Genomic DNA, 20,278 nt, shown 5'->3' with positions numbered 1-20,278 from the left:
ATTTATATTATAAATTAACCTGTAAGCCAATATTGTATAGAGATTGGAGCGGGTAATTCATCCCATTTCCTCTCATCTCCGGATCCCAAAGCTTGAAGTTGCTCAAAACAAATAGGTTTGTAGCTGCAAAGAATATTCTTGCACTCTTTACGTTAAGCTTCTTTATCGAGGCAGTGTATCCGAGCTCCACATTTTTCAGCCTGAGGAAATCCCCTCTTCTCATCCACCAAGTAGAGGTTACGTTATTACTTGGCACTCTCCAGGTACTGAGTCTGGGCCAGAAGGCATATAAATTACCATTGGTTTCTGACCAGTAGTCATCCGCCACTGCCTTAAGCAAGCCTGTTTGAGAACCGCCACTCTGATAGAAGGGCTGTATTTGATTTGAGTTGATGAAGAAAGAAAAGCGTGCTGAACCCTGGAAGTAAAAACTGAAATCGAATTTTTTATAGCCAAAACTAGAACCAAAGCCATAAGTGATTTCCGGTTCAGTAGGATAACCAATAGCCACCTGATCATCACTATTCACCAATCCATCATTATTGATATCACGGTATTTGATGTCACCAGCTCTCAATCCCCTATCTCCGAATTGGATAGGTGAATTCGCTACTTCCTCGTCATCTACAAAAAGGCGTTCAGCAATATATCCATAGGCCTGATTAATTGCAGCACCTTTCCTGGACAGATAGGATAATTCAGCAGGGTAAGGCAATTCATCAACCTTTACAGTTTTAGTAGTAGCATAGGTAAAGGTTCCTCTGGCGTTAATCCATAGATCCTTAGATAAAGTTTTACGGTAGCTACCCGAAAGATCTATACCTTTAGAATTCGCCTCTCCAAAATTAGAAAATGGTATAGTCATCAAACCTGCAGCACGATCTATGTTCTGTGCAGACTGTAAAATGTTGGTTCGCTTTTGTTTAAAAACATCCACGATTAACTCTACCGAGTTAGCTATGGTCAAGTCCATACCAAGATTTAACTGCTTCGAGCGCTCCCAGGTAATGTCTGCATTTTCGTACCTATCAATTGATACTCCTGGCCGATTGTATATAGCGGCACCGTCATTGCGTCCAAACGAAGCACCATAAGCTGCATTTTGCAAATTAACCCTGGACATGTAGAAAAACCTTTGAAGACTTGTTCCGATAGCATCATTACCCGAGATTCCATAAGTCGCTCTAAACTTCAAATTTGAAATCACGTTGCGTAAAGGCTCAAAGAACTTCTCATTGGAAATCCGATAACCAATACCACCTGAAGGGAAAAAGCCCCAGCGATTTCTCACGTCGAACCGCTCTGAACCATTATAACCGAAATTAAATTCTGCCAGATAGCGGTCGTCATAACCATAAGAAAAACGGCCAGATATACCAGCATTCCTTGCAGGCAGCGATTGTATGAGATCGTTTGTATTTATATTTTCATAATCCGACATGTAGGAAACCAACATGCCCCCGACTGAATGCTTTTGATCAAAGACGCGGTTGTAATTCACCGAACCTTCCAACCACATTCTTGAGTCGATTTCTTTAGCATCTTGTTGAAAGTCTAAATTTTCACGACCTACCGGACTTAAGGAAGTTTGTCCCCCATCATTCAATGCTACTAAATTATAAGACTGATCTTGCGGGTTTATGATCGCAGAATAGTAGAATGGCAAATAAGCCCTATTGGCGCGGTAGAAGGATACCCTTCTTAGATATCCCATAGCACGGGCAGATAGACCCTCTGTCAAGCCATTCAAATCCTGCTTCAATTCTATTTGAGGTTGCAAATTTGAAGTTTTGTAAACTTGATAACCTTTCACCATCTCTGCATAAGGATTTAAATACATCGTAGGGGTAAGACTCAAATCAGTATTCCTTGTCTGCGCAGAGCCAAAGAGTGGGTGCTCTATAAAGGGTAGTTTGGAAGCAGGGTAAACCGCGGGAAACATGACAGGATTTGCATTCAAGGCATTCCTAAACGTAGTTTCACCTCCAGATATCCGCTCTCCACGCTCGTTGAAACCACCAATCGGTCCCTGATAATCATCAAATTGTCCGTACATCCTGACAATCAGCACAGTTGATTTGGTCACATTAAAATCAATGTTAGTACGGATGGAATAATTCTTTAAATTGACGTTAGTGTTGAAATCATTTATTGGATCAATTTTTAGATTGCCATTGTCTTTATTTAAGGTACCGGCTATGTAGTACCTTGCGCGATTAGAACCTCCAGAGATATTTAAGTTATAGCCCTGATTCATGGTATAGTTTTTAACCAGCTGATCCAACCAGTTATTATTTGGATAGAGATAAGGATCTGCACCTGCTGCTGTACTATTGATCTTGTTCTGAGAGTAAGGCTCTATCCCATTAGGAGTTCTGGTCAAGGCTGCTTCATTAGCCATACTCATGTATTTAATGTTATCTGCGAACTCATAATCCCTGGTATTTTTGGAGATTCTGTTTTGCACAGTAAAATTGAACTGAGGCTTACTATCCATACCCATTTTTGTATTGATCAAGACTACTCCATTTGCACCTCTTGCACCATAAATAGAGGAAGCAGCTGCATCCTTTAAAACAGAGAAATCCGAAATGTCATCGGGCTGTAGTCGGGCCATATCGGTAGGTGTTGATTCTACACCATCAATCAAGATCAATGGATCGCGTTTTCCAGTTCCAAAAGTAGAAAGACCCCGGATATAAAAAGTCGAATTGTCCGTCCCTAAACCTGGCTCCCCACTACTTTGAAAGGCTATGATGCCCGCGACCCTACCTGCTAAAGCATTGGTAAGGTTGGATGAAGGAGTTTTAAGGTCTTTAACACTTACACTGGTAATTGAACTGACCATACTGGCCTTTTTCTGGGTATTACCGAAACCCGTAATGGCCACCTCTTCGAGATCTGTTGTACTGTTCTCCAGCCGGATATCGAGATTGATGACATTATCTGCACTTACACGTTGATCTGCCAGTTGGATTTGTCTTGGTTTGAATCCAATACAATTGATAATTAAGGTTGAATTTTTACTAGCACTTATCGTAAAACGGCCGAAATTATCTGTGGCCGTGCCTTGGTTACTTGCCTGCTGAATTTTGATCACAGCACCTGGCAGCCCACCCACGGAATCTCTGATGATCCCTTTGACAGTTACCTGACCCTGGGCCATTGCTCCCGTACCTAAGAAGCATAGCGAAACCAGCACCGACAGTGCCCCGATTTTGCTATATAAACCTTGTATAATTTTATTCATATAATGCGATAATGGAAAAGTGAACTTGAAATACAATTGATTTGGAATAGTACCAGAGCCCCTTCCGGGAGATTTCGAATTTTAGGATTTAATCCCTTTCTAGTGTTCATACTTGGTTTTTATGTTATAAATGGTTTGGATATTAGAATTCCAGCACGCATCAACGATGCATGTAAATTTAAATGTCAGTTTAACGTTTATTTATTTTGTGAAATAAATATGGCCAAAGAGCTACCTCATGCCATACGATTGACAGAACCATCGGGCTTTACCCGCCGGATGTCTCATTTGAAACTCAAATTAAAAGAGTTCTACAGAAAAAATGTGGAGTCTGTTCATACGCTATATTTGGTTTTAAAATTTGGTTAGTGATCCATTTTTTCCCTAACAAAAAAACGGTGAACACTTTTAATAATCGTCTAATTGACGTTTATTAAAAGTATCCACTATTAAATCAAAATGATAACTATATTTTAACACATAATCACCATATTTTAACCCTAAATAACGAAAATTGGTATAAATCCTTGATTATTGTAAAATTCACCCTCAGTTGAGGACAATCGTAGTGATAGAGCGCGGTGGCGTGGATATGCCCTTCAACTTAGCTTCAATCTTCATTGGGATCATATCTTTCCCTTGCTCTGCAGTTGTTAAATACTTGATCCCGCTGGTATATGTACGACCAGCTCCTTTTAGATCTATATTTAGCGCTACCGTTTCCGCTCCATAATTTGTGGCTACCACAACCAATTTTCCATCATCTCCCACATACGAAGACACCAATAAATTGTTTATAGCGTTATAGGCATCATCCTGAAGGATATCAACTGCTACACGCGTCATTCCGGGGCGGATAAACCTACTATAATGCCCTAGAGCCCATAAATTTTTAGTGACTTTAAATTCTCCATCTTGATAATCGGCATTTGGCTGTAATGCTATGAGGTAATATCTTGTGTTGAAATCTGCAGATCCAGGTTCATATGCATTCCAGAATTGCCAGGCAGTAGCATTTCCGATACTAAGATCGGAATGGATGACTTTCGACAAAAACAAAGCGCAATCCATAGCAGTTCTCTGCCCCCTTGAGCCATCTCTGAATCCATCTGCCAGCATCGAGTACTCGGATTGCCAATAACGAAGGCCATAAGCTTTTGAAGTATCTGCCAGTTTTTTCCGGGTATTCACTAAAACCGTATCATTTGATTCCGAAAAATAACTGTGCCCTGCTATAATTTTAGGTACTTTCTCAAAATCACCCATATAATTTGGGCTTTTTGGATCAAAGAAACGCTGGATCTGTCGAGAAGCTGGCCCCGTACTACCATACAGGTAATCCAGCATCCCCGCCTCCGTTACCAAGATCTCGCTATTGATTTTCTGATTGACCAACTCGGTATTCAATAGATTAGTAATTTTAAAAATCTCTTCATTCGTCCAGGGGCTACCCTCCTGATCTGCTTCCATGTATTTTTTCGACCAGTCCCATTGCGGTTCATTCACCGGACTGACATAACTGAATCGCAGTCCTTTCATTTCAAAGTGCTTCAAGACATTCGTCAGGAATTTTGCATAGGCACCATAAGCATCCTCACGCAAATTAGACTTATAGTCCTTTTCGGTCTTAAACCCTAGTCCATTCTTGGTAAACTGCACTGGCGGAGAATTGGAGAAAGCAATCAGCGTTTCTACGCCATAATCTTTAGCCTTTTGCAGGAAAAAGCGATAACCAGCTTGTTTCGTCCAGTCATAAGTTCCATCCTTGTTAAGAAAAGAATCTGACCGCTTTCTGAAGTCCTTGATTCCGCTACTATCTCCCTGCTCAAGAGTTCCCGCACCAATATTGAATCGCCAGGAAGAAAGACCAATTCCGAGCGGCTGCCCTTCTTTATTGAATTGCTTACTAAAAAGCAACTCAGCAATGCTCTCTCTTTTTTCCGCAGGCCAGTATTTGCCAATTCCTTCGGAAAACCAACAACCTGAAGAACCAATGTTTTCTATAGTCTGTGCCCGTTTTTTCAAATCGATCCTGATGTTGACGATAGAATCTTTAAGGGGGAATGTCCAGTCGGCTTTCCACTCGACACTAACCTGATCGTCTTTCAACTGAATGGGTAGAAAAACATACCTGCTGTCCATCAGATTTTTGGGGTTCCATTGATCTGCAATAAATATAAACCCACCATCCTTACCTCCTAAAGGAAGGACATAAGTTGATTGTGCACCGAATGTTTTCTCCGCACCAGGCCCTTTCATTGGGTCACCTTTAAATTCCCAGGGGCCAAAAAGACTGTTCGCAACATGTAAACTCGCGCGGTTTGGTGCCCATCCCGTACATCCGCTGGTGATCAGAAAATACTTCCCGTTCTTCTTAAATAAGGCCGGTGCTTCTCTTTGGTTTCGGAATAGTTTTACGTCTTCAGTTGTTGCTTCGAGGTAATCATCGCTAAGTTTTACGATCCTAAGATCCATATTTTCGTCTGAAGAATAAATATGATAGGCGGAGCCATCGTCATCTACAAACAGGTTCATGTCCCGGGACATGTTTCCATTGGGCCTGAAACTTTTTAGATAAACATAAGGACCCGTAACTTTATCACTGATCGCGACACCGGCTCTGGCAGCACTATATCCTTTCCCATTCAGCTCTAAATGGAACCACATTACATATTTTTTTGTTTTTTTGTTGTAAATGACCTTGGGTCGCTCCATCAGACAGCCCTTAGTAATGTCACTCGCCGGATCATCAGACTGTGCCAGAGCCAGTCCCTCAGCCTTCCAATTATAAAGATCTTTTGATGAATAAACATTCACTCCTTCCGAGCGGTGTGTACCTCTTTTTTCACCAAACCAATAATAAGTTTTGTTGATTAAAATGATTCCACCAGCATGAGCATTGATCAATTTACCTTCAGTATCATACCAAGGTTTACCTGAGGTAAATGATTTGACTTTTACGTACTTCGTTAGCGAAGTATCCTGAATGTCTTTTTTAAGGTGCTTAGCCGCATTGACGGTCTGAGAAAGCAACAACAGGGCGAGACCAAACCAAAAGTTTTTAAGTTTCATGGCTTTAATTAGAGTTGAATAATTCTGGTTAATTTGTGTAATGTAAATTAAGCCATTAAAGCCCTTATATTTTCCTACATAATTAGCTATATCCGACTATATTTTAACTAAGAACGGGAGGCTTTAAGGCTTCCACTGCAATACCTGAACAGCCGTTGGCCTAGTATTCGCTCGCCCCTCTCCATCTATTTGTTCTACTTTCTGCAAAAAAAGATCTAACCGATGCTTTTCAGTCCACAACTCCGTATCGTAGCTGGGCTCCCAGTCGCCCACTGATCCGTCGCTAAGATCAGTTACATTCCAGATATTTTTAACCAAATCTTTACAGACAGCAATTGAGGCTTTACTTCCCCGCTCTGCATCTCTAAAAATTAAGGCTGCACTCAAAAGACCTTTGCTTTTCCAGGCTACGAGCTGGGGCCTTGATATAGGTATACGTTTTGTACCGCTACCACTAAGCGTAAACGCTGTCGAGCGAAAACCCAGGTTACGTTCTCGCCAGACATTACCATCATAATAAACCAAATGATACTGAGGGATCAGAGAATTCTGGTCTCTCCAGTATCCTGCGATGTATAGATTACCGCGATCATCTGCAAACATAGCGGTCTGATTGATCAATTCACTTTTCTGCGGAATCATCGCAGCATATTCTGCATTTTTTTGATGTATTGGCAATTGATACGTTACTCCCTGAGAATTTTCCCAGGTTAGCCCCCCGTCTTTAGAACGGGCGTAACAAAGGTCGTGGTTGCTCGCTACATCCGGACTCTCCCTCCACACCCAGGATAGATGTATGGTTCCATTCTTGTCCATTGCGGTCTGCCAGTAAGCATTTCGCCGACCTTCCCCATCAATCAGGTTATCCTGCACCCTTTCCCATCTGCCGGTCTTCATGTCATACCTGTTAATCATCATATTCCCATTTCCGGATCCTCCATCGCGGTACATAAATAGAATGTCTCCACTAGCGAGTCTATAAAACTCAGGGTAAGACACTTTGCTTTCTTTCAAACCTAACATGGTTTCCTTTTCTCCTAGATTCAGCGAACCCGGAGCCAGGGATTTCACATAATTAAGTGGATTGTTGTGTTGGCCCCAGGCGACATGAAGGTATCCCTTTCCATCCACCATAATGCTGATGGACTTATGTGCATCTGCGGCATCTCCCTTATAGGCGCTCCGTAAAACTTCCCATTTCAAATCATTGATTCTGCGTTTGGCAACCACCAAATACTGTTCAGCATCATAATAACCAACATATTGCGTGTTTTTAAAAGTAACCAGGGAATTTTTCCGGAACACTACAGTATTCACTGAATTACTGGCCCATCCATTTTCCGCGATGGTGCTGATAACCGAATTCGACTGCGCATACAAGCCCATACTCAACAGGTTATAAAAAATCATGAATATGAATTTCCTGCTCATCTTTATCATTTTAAACTGGATGCGTGATCATTTGGTACATCCTCTCCTGTCCATACCTTTTGAGCAGTCCATTTTTGCGCAGGATCGGCCCAGAAGGGATCTTTTTCAGAAAGCCCCAATGGCAGAAACAATGCGGTGCAAAGATAGGGACTACCTTGATTGTTGTAAAAATCCCCGATATTGGGTTGCGAACCATACAAGCCTAAAGTCAACCAACCATCCTTATAGGTCGTCGGACTCTCCAGCGTCTTTTTTAATACTGCCGTCAGCACAGACCTAACCTGGGCTGGCTTCAATTCCTTTGGTAAAGCCCTTCTCCATGCCATATCTGCTAAATGATGAAAAGCTGCCCCCCTGTAGATCAGCGATCTGCCTGTAGCAGCATAGGTTCCGTCTATATTGATCTGCCGTTCCTGAATCACCGCATAGCGTTCATTCCTCTTTCTTATTTTATCGAACATTGCCTGGTAAGCATTCGTTTTCTTTCCGATGACTCCCGAGATTGCGGCAAGGTAAGGATGGATTACAAAACTGTTGTAGTAATCGAATGCAAAAGACTGACCATCCATATACATCCCGTCGCCCACATACCATTGTTCCATCTGTTGTAAAGCATAGTCCACCCGCATCGGGTCCCATTCCAGATCTTGCTTTGCCAGGAATGCTTCATTGATTGCGGAAAAAAGAAGCCAGTTGGAAAATACCGGCTTGAACCTTCTTGTAGTTTTTATGGATGCGATCAGTCGATCTTGCTCCTGTTTTGCCAGATTTTCATAGATCCAGGGCGCCCTCAATATGGCTATCGATAGAAATGAAGCGTCTACAAGCTGCTGTCCGCCAATATCAAAACGCATGAAGTCCCTGGCATTGGAATCCAGCGCATGACCAAGCCCGCTGATCACCCATTTCCTGTACTGTTTCCGCATGGCTACCTCATCCTGATCGCCGTCTTCCAGTTGAATCCAGGGCGCTATTCCAGAAAGTACCCTCCCTAAAACTTCCAGGTATTGCACTTCTATGCGATGGGCTTTATTGTCTACGTGAATGGAAGTAACTTTGGGCATGATAATTTTCAGGCTATCTGCAGCCAGACCTTTCAATACCGGCTTTACCATTCTATCCATTTCTGCAAGCCAGTATTTGCGATCACTCATTACCTGAGCTTTTTTGGCAGAACTTCGCCTTTGCGAAAAGCAAAGTGTGTTGATCTGCAAAAGCAAAAGGACAAATGTGATGATTTTATAATTTCTCATTTTTTACTATTGTTATCCAGATATCTATACATTTCAGCTGCTGCAAGTAAAAACGCACCGACACCAAAATTGGCGGTCGATTTGGCGTCTACTACCTGACCGGGAATTGCTTTTTCCCCTATCGGCTGCACATAGCCAACACGACCATCCTGCTGCAAAGCTACTTCAGATAAATACTTCCAACCTTTCTCTGCCGCTCCTAAATAGACCTTTTCTTTCAAATATCCATTGTTGATTCCCCATAATAACCCATAGGTAAAAAATGATGTGCCACTGGTTTCCGGCCCGGGTGCATGATCTTTATCCAGCATACTCCTGGTCCAGTAACCTTCCGGCTGCTGGCTTTTCAAAATCGCCTTTGCCAGTTTTTTATATTTGCTCAGGTATACTTCGCGGTGCGGATCATCCGAAGGCAGATCCTTCAGCACTTTGGCCAGGCCTGCGAAAACCCAACCATCGCCTCTGGCCCAAAAATCTTTTTTACCATTTACGCTTTTATGTTTAGGATACACATATTTCGCGTCTCTATAATATAAACCGGTCTTCTGATCGTACATGATGCTGTTGGCGTACTCGAAATATTCATACAATTTTTCGAGATATAGCTTGTTTCCGGTTACCTTATACAGTTTAGTCATCACCGGCATCACCATATATAACCCATCGGCCCACCACCAGTAATCGTTTGCAGAAGTGCTCATCTGATACTCCATGACTTCCTTAGCACGTGCAATTTTATGTGCTTCCGGATTCAAATGATATAAATCTATATAGGTCTGGAAACAGATCTGCCAATCGCCAAAAAGCACATAATCATCCTTCTCCCCGTATTTATATTTCCATTCCGATCTATCTTTAGACTTCGCACCCATCCATTGGTTATGCCCGGCCCAGCGTTCCGAATAATCTTTGTACTTTTCCTCAGCGGTAATCGAAAATGCTTCCATATTACCGGTATGATAAGCTGCCTCATCCCAAAAAGCGCGGACCTCCGGTTTATGGTTAGCCTGCCAATAATCATTCGCCTTTTTGATGGTCTCCAGTATTTGCGTTTTACTGACTTGCGCTTGTGCAGACACGCTCAGCAAAGATGCAGTAAGACATATCGCGATCAGGTAGTGCTTCATTTCTTCGACAGCTTAATTCCCTTAAGGGTTGGTTTCACAATCTTGATATTGCCCGCGGCATCAAATTCCATTTTGTCGATACATACTTCGCGGTTATAGCCTGCTGACTGGCCCATACTTATACCGGCCGGCCGGGTAAAACGATGGTAAACAATGTACCATTCATCTTTTCCAGGCACTTGTATTACGGAATTATGGCCAGTGGCATAAATAGCTTGCGACACATCCTTTGATAGGATCAGGTTATTTTCAGGAATACTGATCTTCCCAGTCGGAGTATCTGATGTACCATACCTCACGCCATAATCTGCATCACGGGTATCGTTCTGCGACCATAAGAAATAATATTTACCATTACGGAAAAACACTTCTGTACCTTCCCTAAAAGTTTTATCAGGAGTGATGACCTTAACCGTTGCAGAATCTATGGAGATCATATCTTCATTTAGCGCAGCCACGGCCAGATATCCATTACCCCAATACAAATAGCTCTTGCCTGTTTTAGGGTCTGTAAATACATCCGGATCAATCTCTTGCCCTCCTTTTATCCCTGCAGGCTTGCCAGCAATCAGCGCTCTGCCACTGTCCTTGAAAGGACCGGATGGATCGTCTGATACAGCTACACCAATTTTCTGGGCGGCGGTAAAATAATAGTAATACTTATAACCGTCACCAACTTTCTTTTCCGCTATCGTAGGCGCCCATGCATTTTTCTTTGCCCAGCTTACGTCTTTTGGTAAGTCGATAATCACCCCTTCGTCTTTCCATTCTGCCAGGTCTGGCGAAGAGAATGTCTTGAAATAGGTTCCTGACCAACCGTTAAAACCATCACTGGTAGGATATAAATGATACTTTTTGGTCTTATTGGAATAGAGGATTTCCGGATCAGCATAATAACCGTTCAGCACTGGATTCAGATCTACGGAAGCACTTAGCTCATAAATAACCTCCTCATGACCAGGTAATTTAATTTTTATTTTCACAGGTCCTTTTGTGAAGTCATATGGTCCCCTTGGACTAATACTCATACCTGGAAAGACGACAAATCCTGGATCAAAAGATTTCAATGAAGTACCCATTTTTACCGGCAGATAAACCTTTTTGCTTGCCGTATCGATCACCACATTATTTTTTTTTATGGCTGGAGATTGTGCAGAGCCAACTACATCTGGTCCTGTATACCATTTTTTCAGTAAGGCTGTTACTTCTGCAGTCGTAATTGGCAACACTGTGCCGTGGCGTGGGTGAAAGTTCATTTTCACATCATGATCTACGACTGTAAAGTTTTTTAAATCTTTTGTCTTCGTAAACTGGTAGCGTCCTTTCGTATACACATCATACATCAGGATGTATCCTTCACCATTATTGAGTTTAAATACGCCTGCTCCTTCTACGGGATCTTTGGTCTGCTGTACAGTGCCCGGACGCATCACATATCCTTCCTTCAACTTGTCGGATACTGCTACTCGAATTCCCTTTTCACTGTCTTCTGTTTTATAGAATAAATGGTATTTTCCCTGATCGAAGATGATATCGCCATCGATACAAGGGCCGTTTGTCGGGCTAAAGAAAAGCTGCTTCGGCTCTGTTTCCAGATCTGTAAAATCTTTATTAGCATAAGCCCAGTAGATGATATCTGGGCTTGATCCATGTTTCATAGACCAATAGATCATATACTTACCTGCTTCTTTATCATATATTGTCTGAGGTGCCCAGACCCGGAGTAAGTTCTCCTGATTCGGGAAACGTTTTTGGATATTGACGATGCTTGAAGTCCAATTGACCAGGTCAGTAGATTTCAATAAGACCATTGCCCGGTTAGAATCCCAGCCTTTGGCCGATACCATGTCAGTAACCACCATATAAAATGTCTTTCCATCCGCACCGCGTAAAATGTGTGGATCGCGCACGCCGCCAGTGGAACTGATTACCGAAGAACTGATCACAGGTTGATCACCATTCAAGGCGCGATAGGTATAGCCGTCGCTGCTCAGGGCAAACCTAATGGCTTCTTCTGCTCCGGTATTTCCCGTAAAATAAGTGAAAAGGTAAGCCGTATTTTTCGTTTTTTGTGCAAATGTAGGCTTTCCACTTAAGCTAAAAAAGAGGACGCTTAGTAATATAAAGCGTAGGTAATTGATTTGTGTATTCATTTGTGGTTCATTTATGTCATTTTCTCAACAGGCGAAGTTCATAGACCCCGGCTGTTTCTGAGCCATCCTCTGCAACAAACTTAACAGTTAACTTTGAAGATGCCATTTTTAGTATTTCCTGAGGGATGGTATAATCGACCTCAAAAAATTTATCGCCCATGCGACCATCCAAACTCACCGCAGCAAGCAGCTGCTCATTCATCAATATCTTAAATTTGCGGTTCTTATCCCTTCCATAGTAGGTTAGCCGCAAGCTGTAAGCTTCTTTTTTTGCATCCGTCAACTCATAACTAAACCAGGCTTTGGCTGTACGCCAATGCCGGTCCTGGAACACCCCGTTACTGGATTGCTCTGCCTTGAAAAAATGGTCAGACTCTGGTTGCTGTTCACCGGGAAAAACCATATCTATCGTGATCCGGGCCAGGTCATCCGCAATACGCTGCTGTTCCGCCATCTTCACTTTTAAAGCCTGTAATCCGGCTGTAGTTTCTTCCTGCCAATAGACAACATATCTGGAATCATGCAGCTTATAAAAGGGTGTCAACTCCAATCCTTTGTAGCGTGCTGGATGAATAAGTCCTGAGGCGGTATAAGTTAGCGCTTTACCTTTGACCGGCTGGATGAATGAAGTGATGTCCTGCTCATCATGTATAAACATCGGCATGTCCTGCAGGGGATATTGTTTTCCTGAAGCAATGTGTCCCATCCGGCTTTCATCAGCAAACAAACCCTTCATATTTGCCGTATCTGTTTTGGCAGCAAGGAGAACGGGGCCATGAAGCACCGCTACGTAGTTTGATCCGTCAGGCATCTTTTCTGTATAGGTCTTCATTGGAAGTACGATTTCTACACGATCGCCCTTTTTCCAAAGTCTGGTGATCGACGCGTAGGAGCCCGGTTTTGCTTCAAAGCTTGTCGCTTTTCCATTCAGCAAAATCTTCATCGCTCCCGCTGAAACCCAAACAGGATACCGGACGTTCAGTGTAAAGCGACTTGCTTTACCGCCAGTCATTATAAAAGTTGTTTTTTCTGATTCTGGAAATTGCGTTTGCTGTTCAAAACTCAGCCCTTTTTCCTTCCAGTTTAAGCTTGACGGTATGAAAAGATTTAGGTAAAGTTCATTACCCCGATGCGCATAGATCAGTTCATTATATTTCGCATGATTTTCCAATCCTGAGCCAACGCAACACCAGAAACTGGTTTCTGGCTGGGAATATGTGCGATAATGCCCTGGCCTCATTGGTGTGAAATAGACGAATCCACCTTTACCGGGATGTTGGGACGACAATATATGATTGTAAACGGTACGTTCGTAATAATCAATATAACTGCATAAGCCCTCTGACTCATAAAATAGTTTTGTGAGTTTCAGCATATTGTAGCTGTTACAGGTCTCAGGCCCTTCTACACTGTTGATCATCCCTGAAAAGTCATTTAGCGGGTTAAAATGCTCCCTGACGCTGTTACCTCCATTTGCCACAGTCCGGTGCCGGACTACTTCATTCCAAAAGAACGAAGCAGCTTTCTGGTAGGTACTGTCCTTATTTACGTCTGCGATACGCTTAAATCCAATAACCTTAGGTATCTGTGTATTGGCATGAATGCCATTTAATTGATCTTTGCCCTGAGCCAGGGGATCCAAGATGGCATGATGAGAAAACTGATAAGCCAGCTTCAGGTATTTTTGATCTCCGGTTATTTCATAGACATCCGCCAGTACTTCATTGATCCCACCGTGTTCAGATTTCAACATTTGCTGAATCTGCCCATCGTTCAATTTAGCCGTTAACCAAACAAACCAATTGCTGTATTTGATCAGCATCTCTTTTGCCTGAACATTGCCTGTATATAGATAAGCATCCCGCAAACCCGCAAATACCTTATGGATATTATAAAGTGGTACCCATTTGCTGTTGAGGCTAAAAGTTCCTGCATCAATCTTTCCATCTGCTACCTCCTCCCACAACTTTACGCTCCCTGGTACCCCACCAATGTAACCTGTTTTACCCGCATCCTGGCATCTCTTCAATTCAGCGAGCACATATTTTAGCCGCTTCTCTATTCTGGCATCACCGGTAGCTGCATACATGAGTGACAATGCTGTAAGGTAATGTCCCCCTATATGTCCATCCAGACCGGTATTCTCCCAGTTGGGATAACTTTGCGCAAGTGGCTTTAACCCTGCTTCCCTCAGGTAGGGTGCCAGTAGTCGATCGGCATCCAATGCAAGCATATAGCCGAGATCGGTTTGCTGGGCTGTTTTAAACACCCCATCCAGCAACTTCACCTCCTGTGACTGAAACAACTCAAAGGGATATTTTTGCTGCGCCGGCAACAGTCCCCAACAAATGCTGAGCGGCAAGATGAGCACATATTTTATCGCCTTATCAATGAGTTTAGCAAGCGTCATGGTTATTTATAACTAACTTTCAGCATGACCAATGAATTTGCAGGCAATTTCAAGGCGGCAGTTTTACCTTTCAGTTTTAGCTTTGCTTCTGCCGGAACGATGGCTGATGGACTGTCCATTGAATTTTGATCTGTCAAACCACCCTGAAGTATCGTCAATTGGGCTTCAGCAGCCAACTTCAATCCTTCCAGAGAAACTTGCTTTTTCTGTTCTGTATCCTTGGTATTTACGAGTTTCACAATTAGCTCTTTTTTTACATTGTCGACTACAGCCGAAACATACAGACCATCCTGACCGGAAAGTGATTTTCCTTCTGCTAGTACAGAAGCGACCTGGGTTCCTTTATTGGTAGAAAACAGCTTTTGAACATAATAATTCGGTGTTCCATAAATATTCATGTTGTCTACCCAGATCAAGTCGGGTGCCCATTGCCAGCCTTCTGTATTGGCAAACAAAGGAGCATAGGATGCCATATTCACTACCGCCGCGTTCCGCTCAAGCCCGGTCATAAAAGCGGCTTCAGCGATAGCTGCCTGCCAGGTATTGCGCTTCGTACCAACTGTTTTATCCACATGGGCTGCATATTCGCCGGCGAATACTTTTGCACCTTTACGATCGTAGCTGTCATAACGTGCAGCATTTTTCAGGAACCAATCGGGTGACCGGTAGTAGTGCTCATCGATAATATCAGCATCCATCGCACGTAACTCTTTGTCCAGGTAGTGGAAGCGCTCGCTATCCGGGTCAGTACCCGAACTAAAGATCAGGTTGATCTTCGGATATTTGGCCTTTATCGCTTTTTGGAATGCTTTTGCACGCTCTATATATTGAGGTCCCCAGTTTTCATTCCCTACACCCAGATATTTCAAGTTAAATGGTGCAGCATGTCCCATAGACGCCCTTACTTTACCCCAATCTGAAGAAGCATCGCCATTGGCAAACTCAATCAGATCCAAAGCGTCTTGGACATAAGGATCTAACTGATCTAGAGGCACTACCTCCGCAGTGTTGAACTGGCAGGCCATGCCGCAGTTTAAAATTGGAAGGGGCTCAGCACCGATATCCTCGGACAACTGGAAATACTCGAAAAAACCCAGACCAAAAGTCTGGAAATAGTCAGGCGCAGGTCGGTGTGCAAATTCTACATTCCAGCGGTTCATGATCAATTGGCGCTCTTCCAAAGGGCCTATCGTTTTTTTCCATTGATACCTATTGGCCAAATCAATTCCTTCTACGATACAACCTCCGGGAAAGCGAATAAAACCAGGTTTCATATCGGCCAGCATTTGGATCATATCTGCACGCATGCCTTTCTTACGACCTTTCCAGGTATCAGAAGGGAACAGAGAGATCATGTCCATATCCAATACACCGCTACCCTCAAACCAAATATTCAGTTTACCTTTCGCGGAACTGGCTTTAGCGTTCAAACTAACTTCCTGTTTTGCCCACTGCCCCGATGCATCAGTCGGTTTCAAAACGGCAGTGCCCAGAACGTTATTCTGCTCATCCAGAAGTTCCACATGCAGACTGAGACCTGGCGTTTGCTGACGATACATCAAAGAGAAATCATATCGCAGATCTTTTTTAATGCCCATTCCACCTTTAAAACCTTCATTACTCATTCCAGCCTCTCCTTTGTCGGCCCCTTTAATATTGGCCCGCACAAATCTCGGATTGGCAAGATTGGCGCCTTGTCTATTTAAAATCAATATATCGCCTTCTGTGATCTTATTTCCTTTTACAGACCAGCCCATCAACGGTTTCAAGAACTCGAAGGAACGGTTCTTTACCATTTCGGCATAAATTCCACCATCCGCCCCCATATTAATATCTTCAAAGAAAACACCCCACATGGTAGGTGATACTGTGCCTTGAGATTGGGCGGCATTGACGACAATTAGATCTTTATGCTGTGATTTAGCGGTTTGGCATATCCCTGTAAGGAGTAATACAAGGAAGTAATTTTTATAATTCATCTTGTTCATTTTAATATACATTTGGTCAGCGCATGAAACAACGTAATCCTGCGAGCCCTAAATGTAATAATTATTCAATAAACGTCAAATTAACATTTATTATTCTTGGATATTTGATGCATTTGTTACGTTCTACTACACCACATGGGTTTTGCATCCAGGGTAAAGAACGTAAGATTCCCTAATATTTTGCAAACCTTATTTAGCTACATCAAACAATATTTTAACTAAACCTTCCGATATGCACACATCCAAAAAGAAAAAGCTGTTTATCCTATAATTTAAGCTTCCAGACCTCGATTATTATTTTTGTACCTTTGACTTTTATTTTTATAAATTGCTCTCCTTATTCAGAGAACCAAATACATACTTCTTGAAAAACGATACTACCAGCATGATAACTTATTCTGACCAAACACGGGTTCTGGTTGCAGTAGACTGCATTATTTTTGGATTTGATGGCGACCAACTAAAAATTCTATTGATCAAAAGAGGTTTTGAGCCGGCTAAAGATCAATGGAGTCTGATGGGAGGCTTTGTAAGTCCTACAGAAAATCTGTATGGTGCGGCAGAGCGCATCCTTCATGAACTCACTGGCCTCAAAGATGTTTACCTGGAACAACTGAAAGCATACGGAAGTCCCGACCGCGATCCCATCGAGCGTACAATATCTATCGCTTATTTTGCACTGATAGATATCAATAAGTATAAGACTCAGATCAGCGATCAATTTCACGCGGAATGGTTTCTTGTTAACGAAGCACCATCACTGATCTTTGACCATAACAGTATGGTAGAGAAAGCGAAAAAAAGAATTCGTTACAAAGCAGCGCTCCACCCCATTCTCTTTGAGCTACTGCCCAAAAAATTCACCATCCCTCAATTACAGAATTTATATGAGCAAGTATATAACACGAAAATCGACAACAGGAATTTTATACGCAAAGTAAACTCAACGGATCTGCTCATCAAACTTACCGAAAAAGACAAGTCTAATTCCAAACGTGGGGCTTTTTATTACACCCTGGATAAAAATAAATACAAAGCAAAATTCCAATCCTTCCTCAACTTCATCCCCAATCCTGAGAATCTGATCAGCTAACATCATTTTTTTTTGAAAGAAATTTCATAATAATTTTCATTTGTTAAAAAAATAAACGTTAATTAGACGTTTATTGTAATAACCATGAATTTAACCAAATATGTCATCGGTATAGATTACGGCTCTGATTCTGTGCGCTCTGTAATTGTAAATACCGAAAATGGGGCCGAAGTCTCCTCTTCAGTCTATTATTATCAACGTTGGCAAAAAGGCCTATACTGTGAAGCCACCCTCAACCAATTCAGACAACATCCGCTGGATTATATCGAAGGTCTGGAGCATACCATCAAAGATTGTATCGCAAAATCGGGCATTCCTGATATCGCTTCTGCAATAAAGGGTATTGCTGTAGACACCACTGGATCTACACCGGTAGCAGTTGATAAAACCGGAACACCTCTTGCACTTACTTCAGGTTTTGAGGAAAATCCGAATGCCATGTTTGTACTTTGGAAAGACCATACAGGTATTAAAGAGGCAGCGCAAATCAATGAACACGCGGCTAAATTCGAAATCAATTACCTCAAATACGTTGGCGGAATTTATTCCTCTGAATGGTTTTGGGCCAAATTGCTCCATGTACTTAGAGCAGATGATGCCGTTCGCGATGCCACCCATTCCTGGGTAGAGCACTGTGATTGGATCCCCTTCTTACTCAGCGGGGGAACCGACGCTTCACAAATGAAAAGGAGTCGTTGCGCTGCCGGGCACAAAGCCCTCTGGGCTGAGGAATTTGATGGGCTCCCACCGGAAACCTTCTTCAGTAGCCTGGATCCACTTTTGGCTGGATTTAGGGAAAGGCTATTCGAGCACACGTATACATCAGATGAATCAGCAGGTAATTTAAGTGAAGAATGGGCCGAGCGCCTTGGACTTTCCACCGATGTCGTAATAGGTGTTGGTGCTTTTGATGCACATATGGGTGCTGTAGGCGGGCAAATTGAACCTTATCACCTCTGTAAAATCATGGGTACCAGTACCTGTGACATCCTGGTAGCACCAACGCAAGAATTGGATGGGAAATTAGTTAAAGGAATTTGCGGACAGGTAAACGGATCAGTGATCCCTGGCACGCTGGGTCTGGAAGCTGGTCAGTCGGCATTCGGCGACGTGTATGCCTGGTTCAAAAAAGTATTGAGCTGGCCTTTGACCAGTATCCTGGCAAACACCACACTGGTAGATTCCGCTACTGCTACGGCACTCATCGAAGAAATTGAAAACAAGATCATCGTCGAGCTCAGTCAGCAAGCGGCCCGGTTACCGGAAAGCAAAAACGCGGAGCTTGCACTAGATTGGCTCAACGGCCGTCGTACGCCCGACGCCAATCAGGAACTCAAAGGTGCCATTACCGGTTTAAACCTGGGTTCAGATGCGCCACGCATTTTTAGGGCTTTGGCAGAAGCGACCTGCTTTGGAGCCAAAAGTATTGTTGACCGCTTCATCGCGCAGGGCGTTCCCGTAAAGGGGGTGATCGGTATAGGTGGAGTAGCAAAAAAATCCCCTTATATCATGCAAATGATGGCCGATATACTGGAGATGCCAATCAGGATTCACCGTTTCGAACATACTTGCGCATTGGGTGCAGCTATGTTTGCCGCTACCGCAGCCAAGATATACCCTACAGTAGAAGAAGCTATGGTTGCTATGGGCACCGGATTCGAACGGACATACGAACCAAATCCTGCAAAACAAGGATTATACCGTGCGCATTACGCACACTACAAATCACTGGGCGGCTTTATCGAAGAACAAACTGCTGCCAGATTATCGACCAAATCCACTGAAAACCATGGGCAATTACAGGAACATTAGAGAAACGGCATATGAGGCCAATATGGAACTGCCAAAGCTAAACCTCGTCTTGTTTACCTTTGGCAATGTCAGTGCAGCCGACAGAGACCTTGGCGTTTTCGCCATCAAACCTAGTGGTGTGCCTTATAAAGACCTGAGTCCGGACAAAATGGTGATCGTAGATTTCGAAGGAAATACTGTAGAAGGCTCATTACGACCATCTTCCGACACTAAAACCCATGCCGTGTTGTACAAGCATTGGGAAGGGATCAATGGAATTGTACATACCCACTCCACTTTCGCCACTTCATGGGCCCAGGCGCAACTAGATATTCCCATCTTCGGAACCACGCATGCAGATCACCTGACGGTAGATATCCCCTGCGCACCTCCAATGAGCGACGAAATGATCAAAGGAAACTATGAATACGAAACCGGATTTCAGATCATCAACCATTTCAAAGAACTCGGCTACAGCCATCATGAGGTAGAAATGATCCTTGTTGGCAATCATGCTCCATTCACCTGGGGCAAAACTGCTGAAAAAGCAGTGTACAATAGCGCTGTACTTGAGTCAGTTGCTCAAATGGCACTCCTGACACGACAGATCAATCCGGATGCGCCCAAACTGAAAGATGCTTTGATCAAAAAACACTTCGAGCGCAAACACGGACCTGATTCGTACTACGGACAATAAGATACTTAATATT

General features: G+C 43.0%; 11 protein-coding genes. 3 read left to right on the top strand and 8 right to left on the bottom strand.

Annotated features, from left to right (window positions below; genetic code table 11):
• Positions 1-7: 7 nt before the first annotated feature.
• The 8 genes from WAE59_RS09500 to WAE59_RS09465 form a co-directional block, all read right to left on the bottom strand.
• Positions 8-3,250, bottom strand: a complete 3,243-nt coding sequence (locus tag WAE59_RS09500; RefSeq protein ID WP_337855714.1) for a SusC/RagA family TonB-linked outer membrane protein — start codon at positions 3,248-3,250, stop codon at positions 8-10.
• A 549-nt stretch (positions 3,251-3,799) separates the two neighbouring features.
• The gene (locus tag WAE59_RS09495) at positions 3,800-6,322 is read right to left on the bottom strand and encodes a glycoside hydrolase (RefSeq protein ID WP_337855713.1); all 2,523 of its coding nucleotides are present in this window, start codon (positions 6,320-6,322) and stop codon (positions 3,800-3,802) included.
• 123 nt (positions 6,323-6,445) lie between these two features.
• Entirely contained in the window at positions 6,446-7,753 is a 1,308-nt protein-coding gene (locus WAE59_RS09490; protein ID WP_337855712.1) for a BNR repeat-containing protein, read from the bottom strand.
• A 5-nt stretch (positions 7,754-7,758) separates the two neighbouring features.
• On the bottom strand, positions 7,759-9,006 hold the full coding sequence (locus WAE59_RS09485) for a DUF2264 domain-containing protein (RefSeq protein ID WP_337855711.1): 1,248 nt from the start codon (positions 9,004-9,006) through the stop codon (positions 7,759-7,761).
• Positions 9,003-10,133, bottom strand: coding sequence for a glycoside hydrolase family 88/105 protein (locus WAE59_RS09480; protein WP_337855710.1), 1,131 nt, complete (start codon positions 10,131-10,133; stop codon positions 9,003-9,005). The genes WAE59_RS09485 and WAE59_RS09480 overlap by 4 nt, the downstream gene beginning before the upstream one ends.
• Positions 10,130-12,286, bottom strand: coding sequence for a family 43 glycosylhydrolase (locus WAE59_RS09475; RefSeq protein WP_337855709.1), 2,157 nt, complete (start codon positions 12,284-12,286; stop codon positions 10,130-10,132). The genes WAE59_RS09480 and WAE59_RS09475 overlap by 4 nt, the downstream gene beginning before the upstream one ends.
• A 16-nt stretch (positions 12,287-12,302) precedes the next feature.
• Positions 12,303-14,696 (bottom strand): glycoside hydrolase family 127 protein, encoded by a 2,394-nt coding sequence (locus WAE59_RS09470; RefSeq protein ID WP_337855708.1) that lies wholly within the window; start codon positions 14,694-14,696, stop codon positions 12,303-12,305.
• A gap of 2 nt (positions 14,697-14,698) precedes the next feature.
• Positions 14,699-16,675, bottom strand: a complete 1,977-nt coding sequence (locus tag WAE59_RS09465) for an alpha-L-arabinofuranosidase C-terminal domain-containing protein (protein ID WP_337855707.1) — start codon at positions 16,673-16,675, stop codon at positions 14,699-14,701.
• A 394-nt stretch (positions 16,676-17,069) separates the two neighbouring features.
• On the opposite strand from WAE59_RS09465, the gene WAE59_RS09460 reads away from it, so the two are divergent.
• The 3 genes from WAE59_RS09460 (at position 17,070) to WAE59_RS09450 (ending at position 20,265) form a co-directional block, all read left to right on the top strand.
• A complete protein-coding gene (locus WAE59_RS09460; RefSeq protein ID WP_337855706.1) occupies positions 17,070-17,777 on the top strand; it encodes an NUDIX hydrolase in 708 nt (235 codons plus the stop codon).
• Between the two features lie 84 nt (positions 17,778-17,861).
• A complete protein-coding gene (locus WAE59_RS09455; RefSeq protein ID WP_337855705.1) occupies positions 17,862-19,589 on the top strand; it encodes a ribulokinase in 1,728 nt (575 codons plus the stop codon).
• Positions 19,567-20,265 carry an L-ribulose-5-phosphate 4-epimerase gene (locus WAE59_RS09450; RefSeq protein ID WP_337855704.1) on the top strand — a complete coding sequence of 233 codons (699 nt, stop codon included), beginning with the start codon at positions 19,567-19,569 and terminating at the stop codon, positions 20,263-20,265. The genes WAE59_RS09455 and WAE59_RS09450 overlap by 23 nt, the downstream gene beginning before the upstream one ends.
• The last annotated feature ends 13 nt before the right edge of the window (positions 20,266-20,278 follow it).

Source organism: Pedobacter sp. GR22-6 (genome assembly GCF_037402555.1).
Taxonomy (GTDB): Bacteria; Bacteroidota; Bacteroidia; order Sphingobacteriales; family Sphingobacteriaceae; genus Pedobacter.
This window is presented reverse-complemented; position numbering and strand designations above follow the sequence as displayed.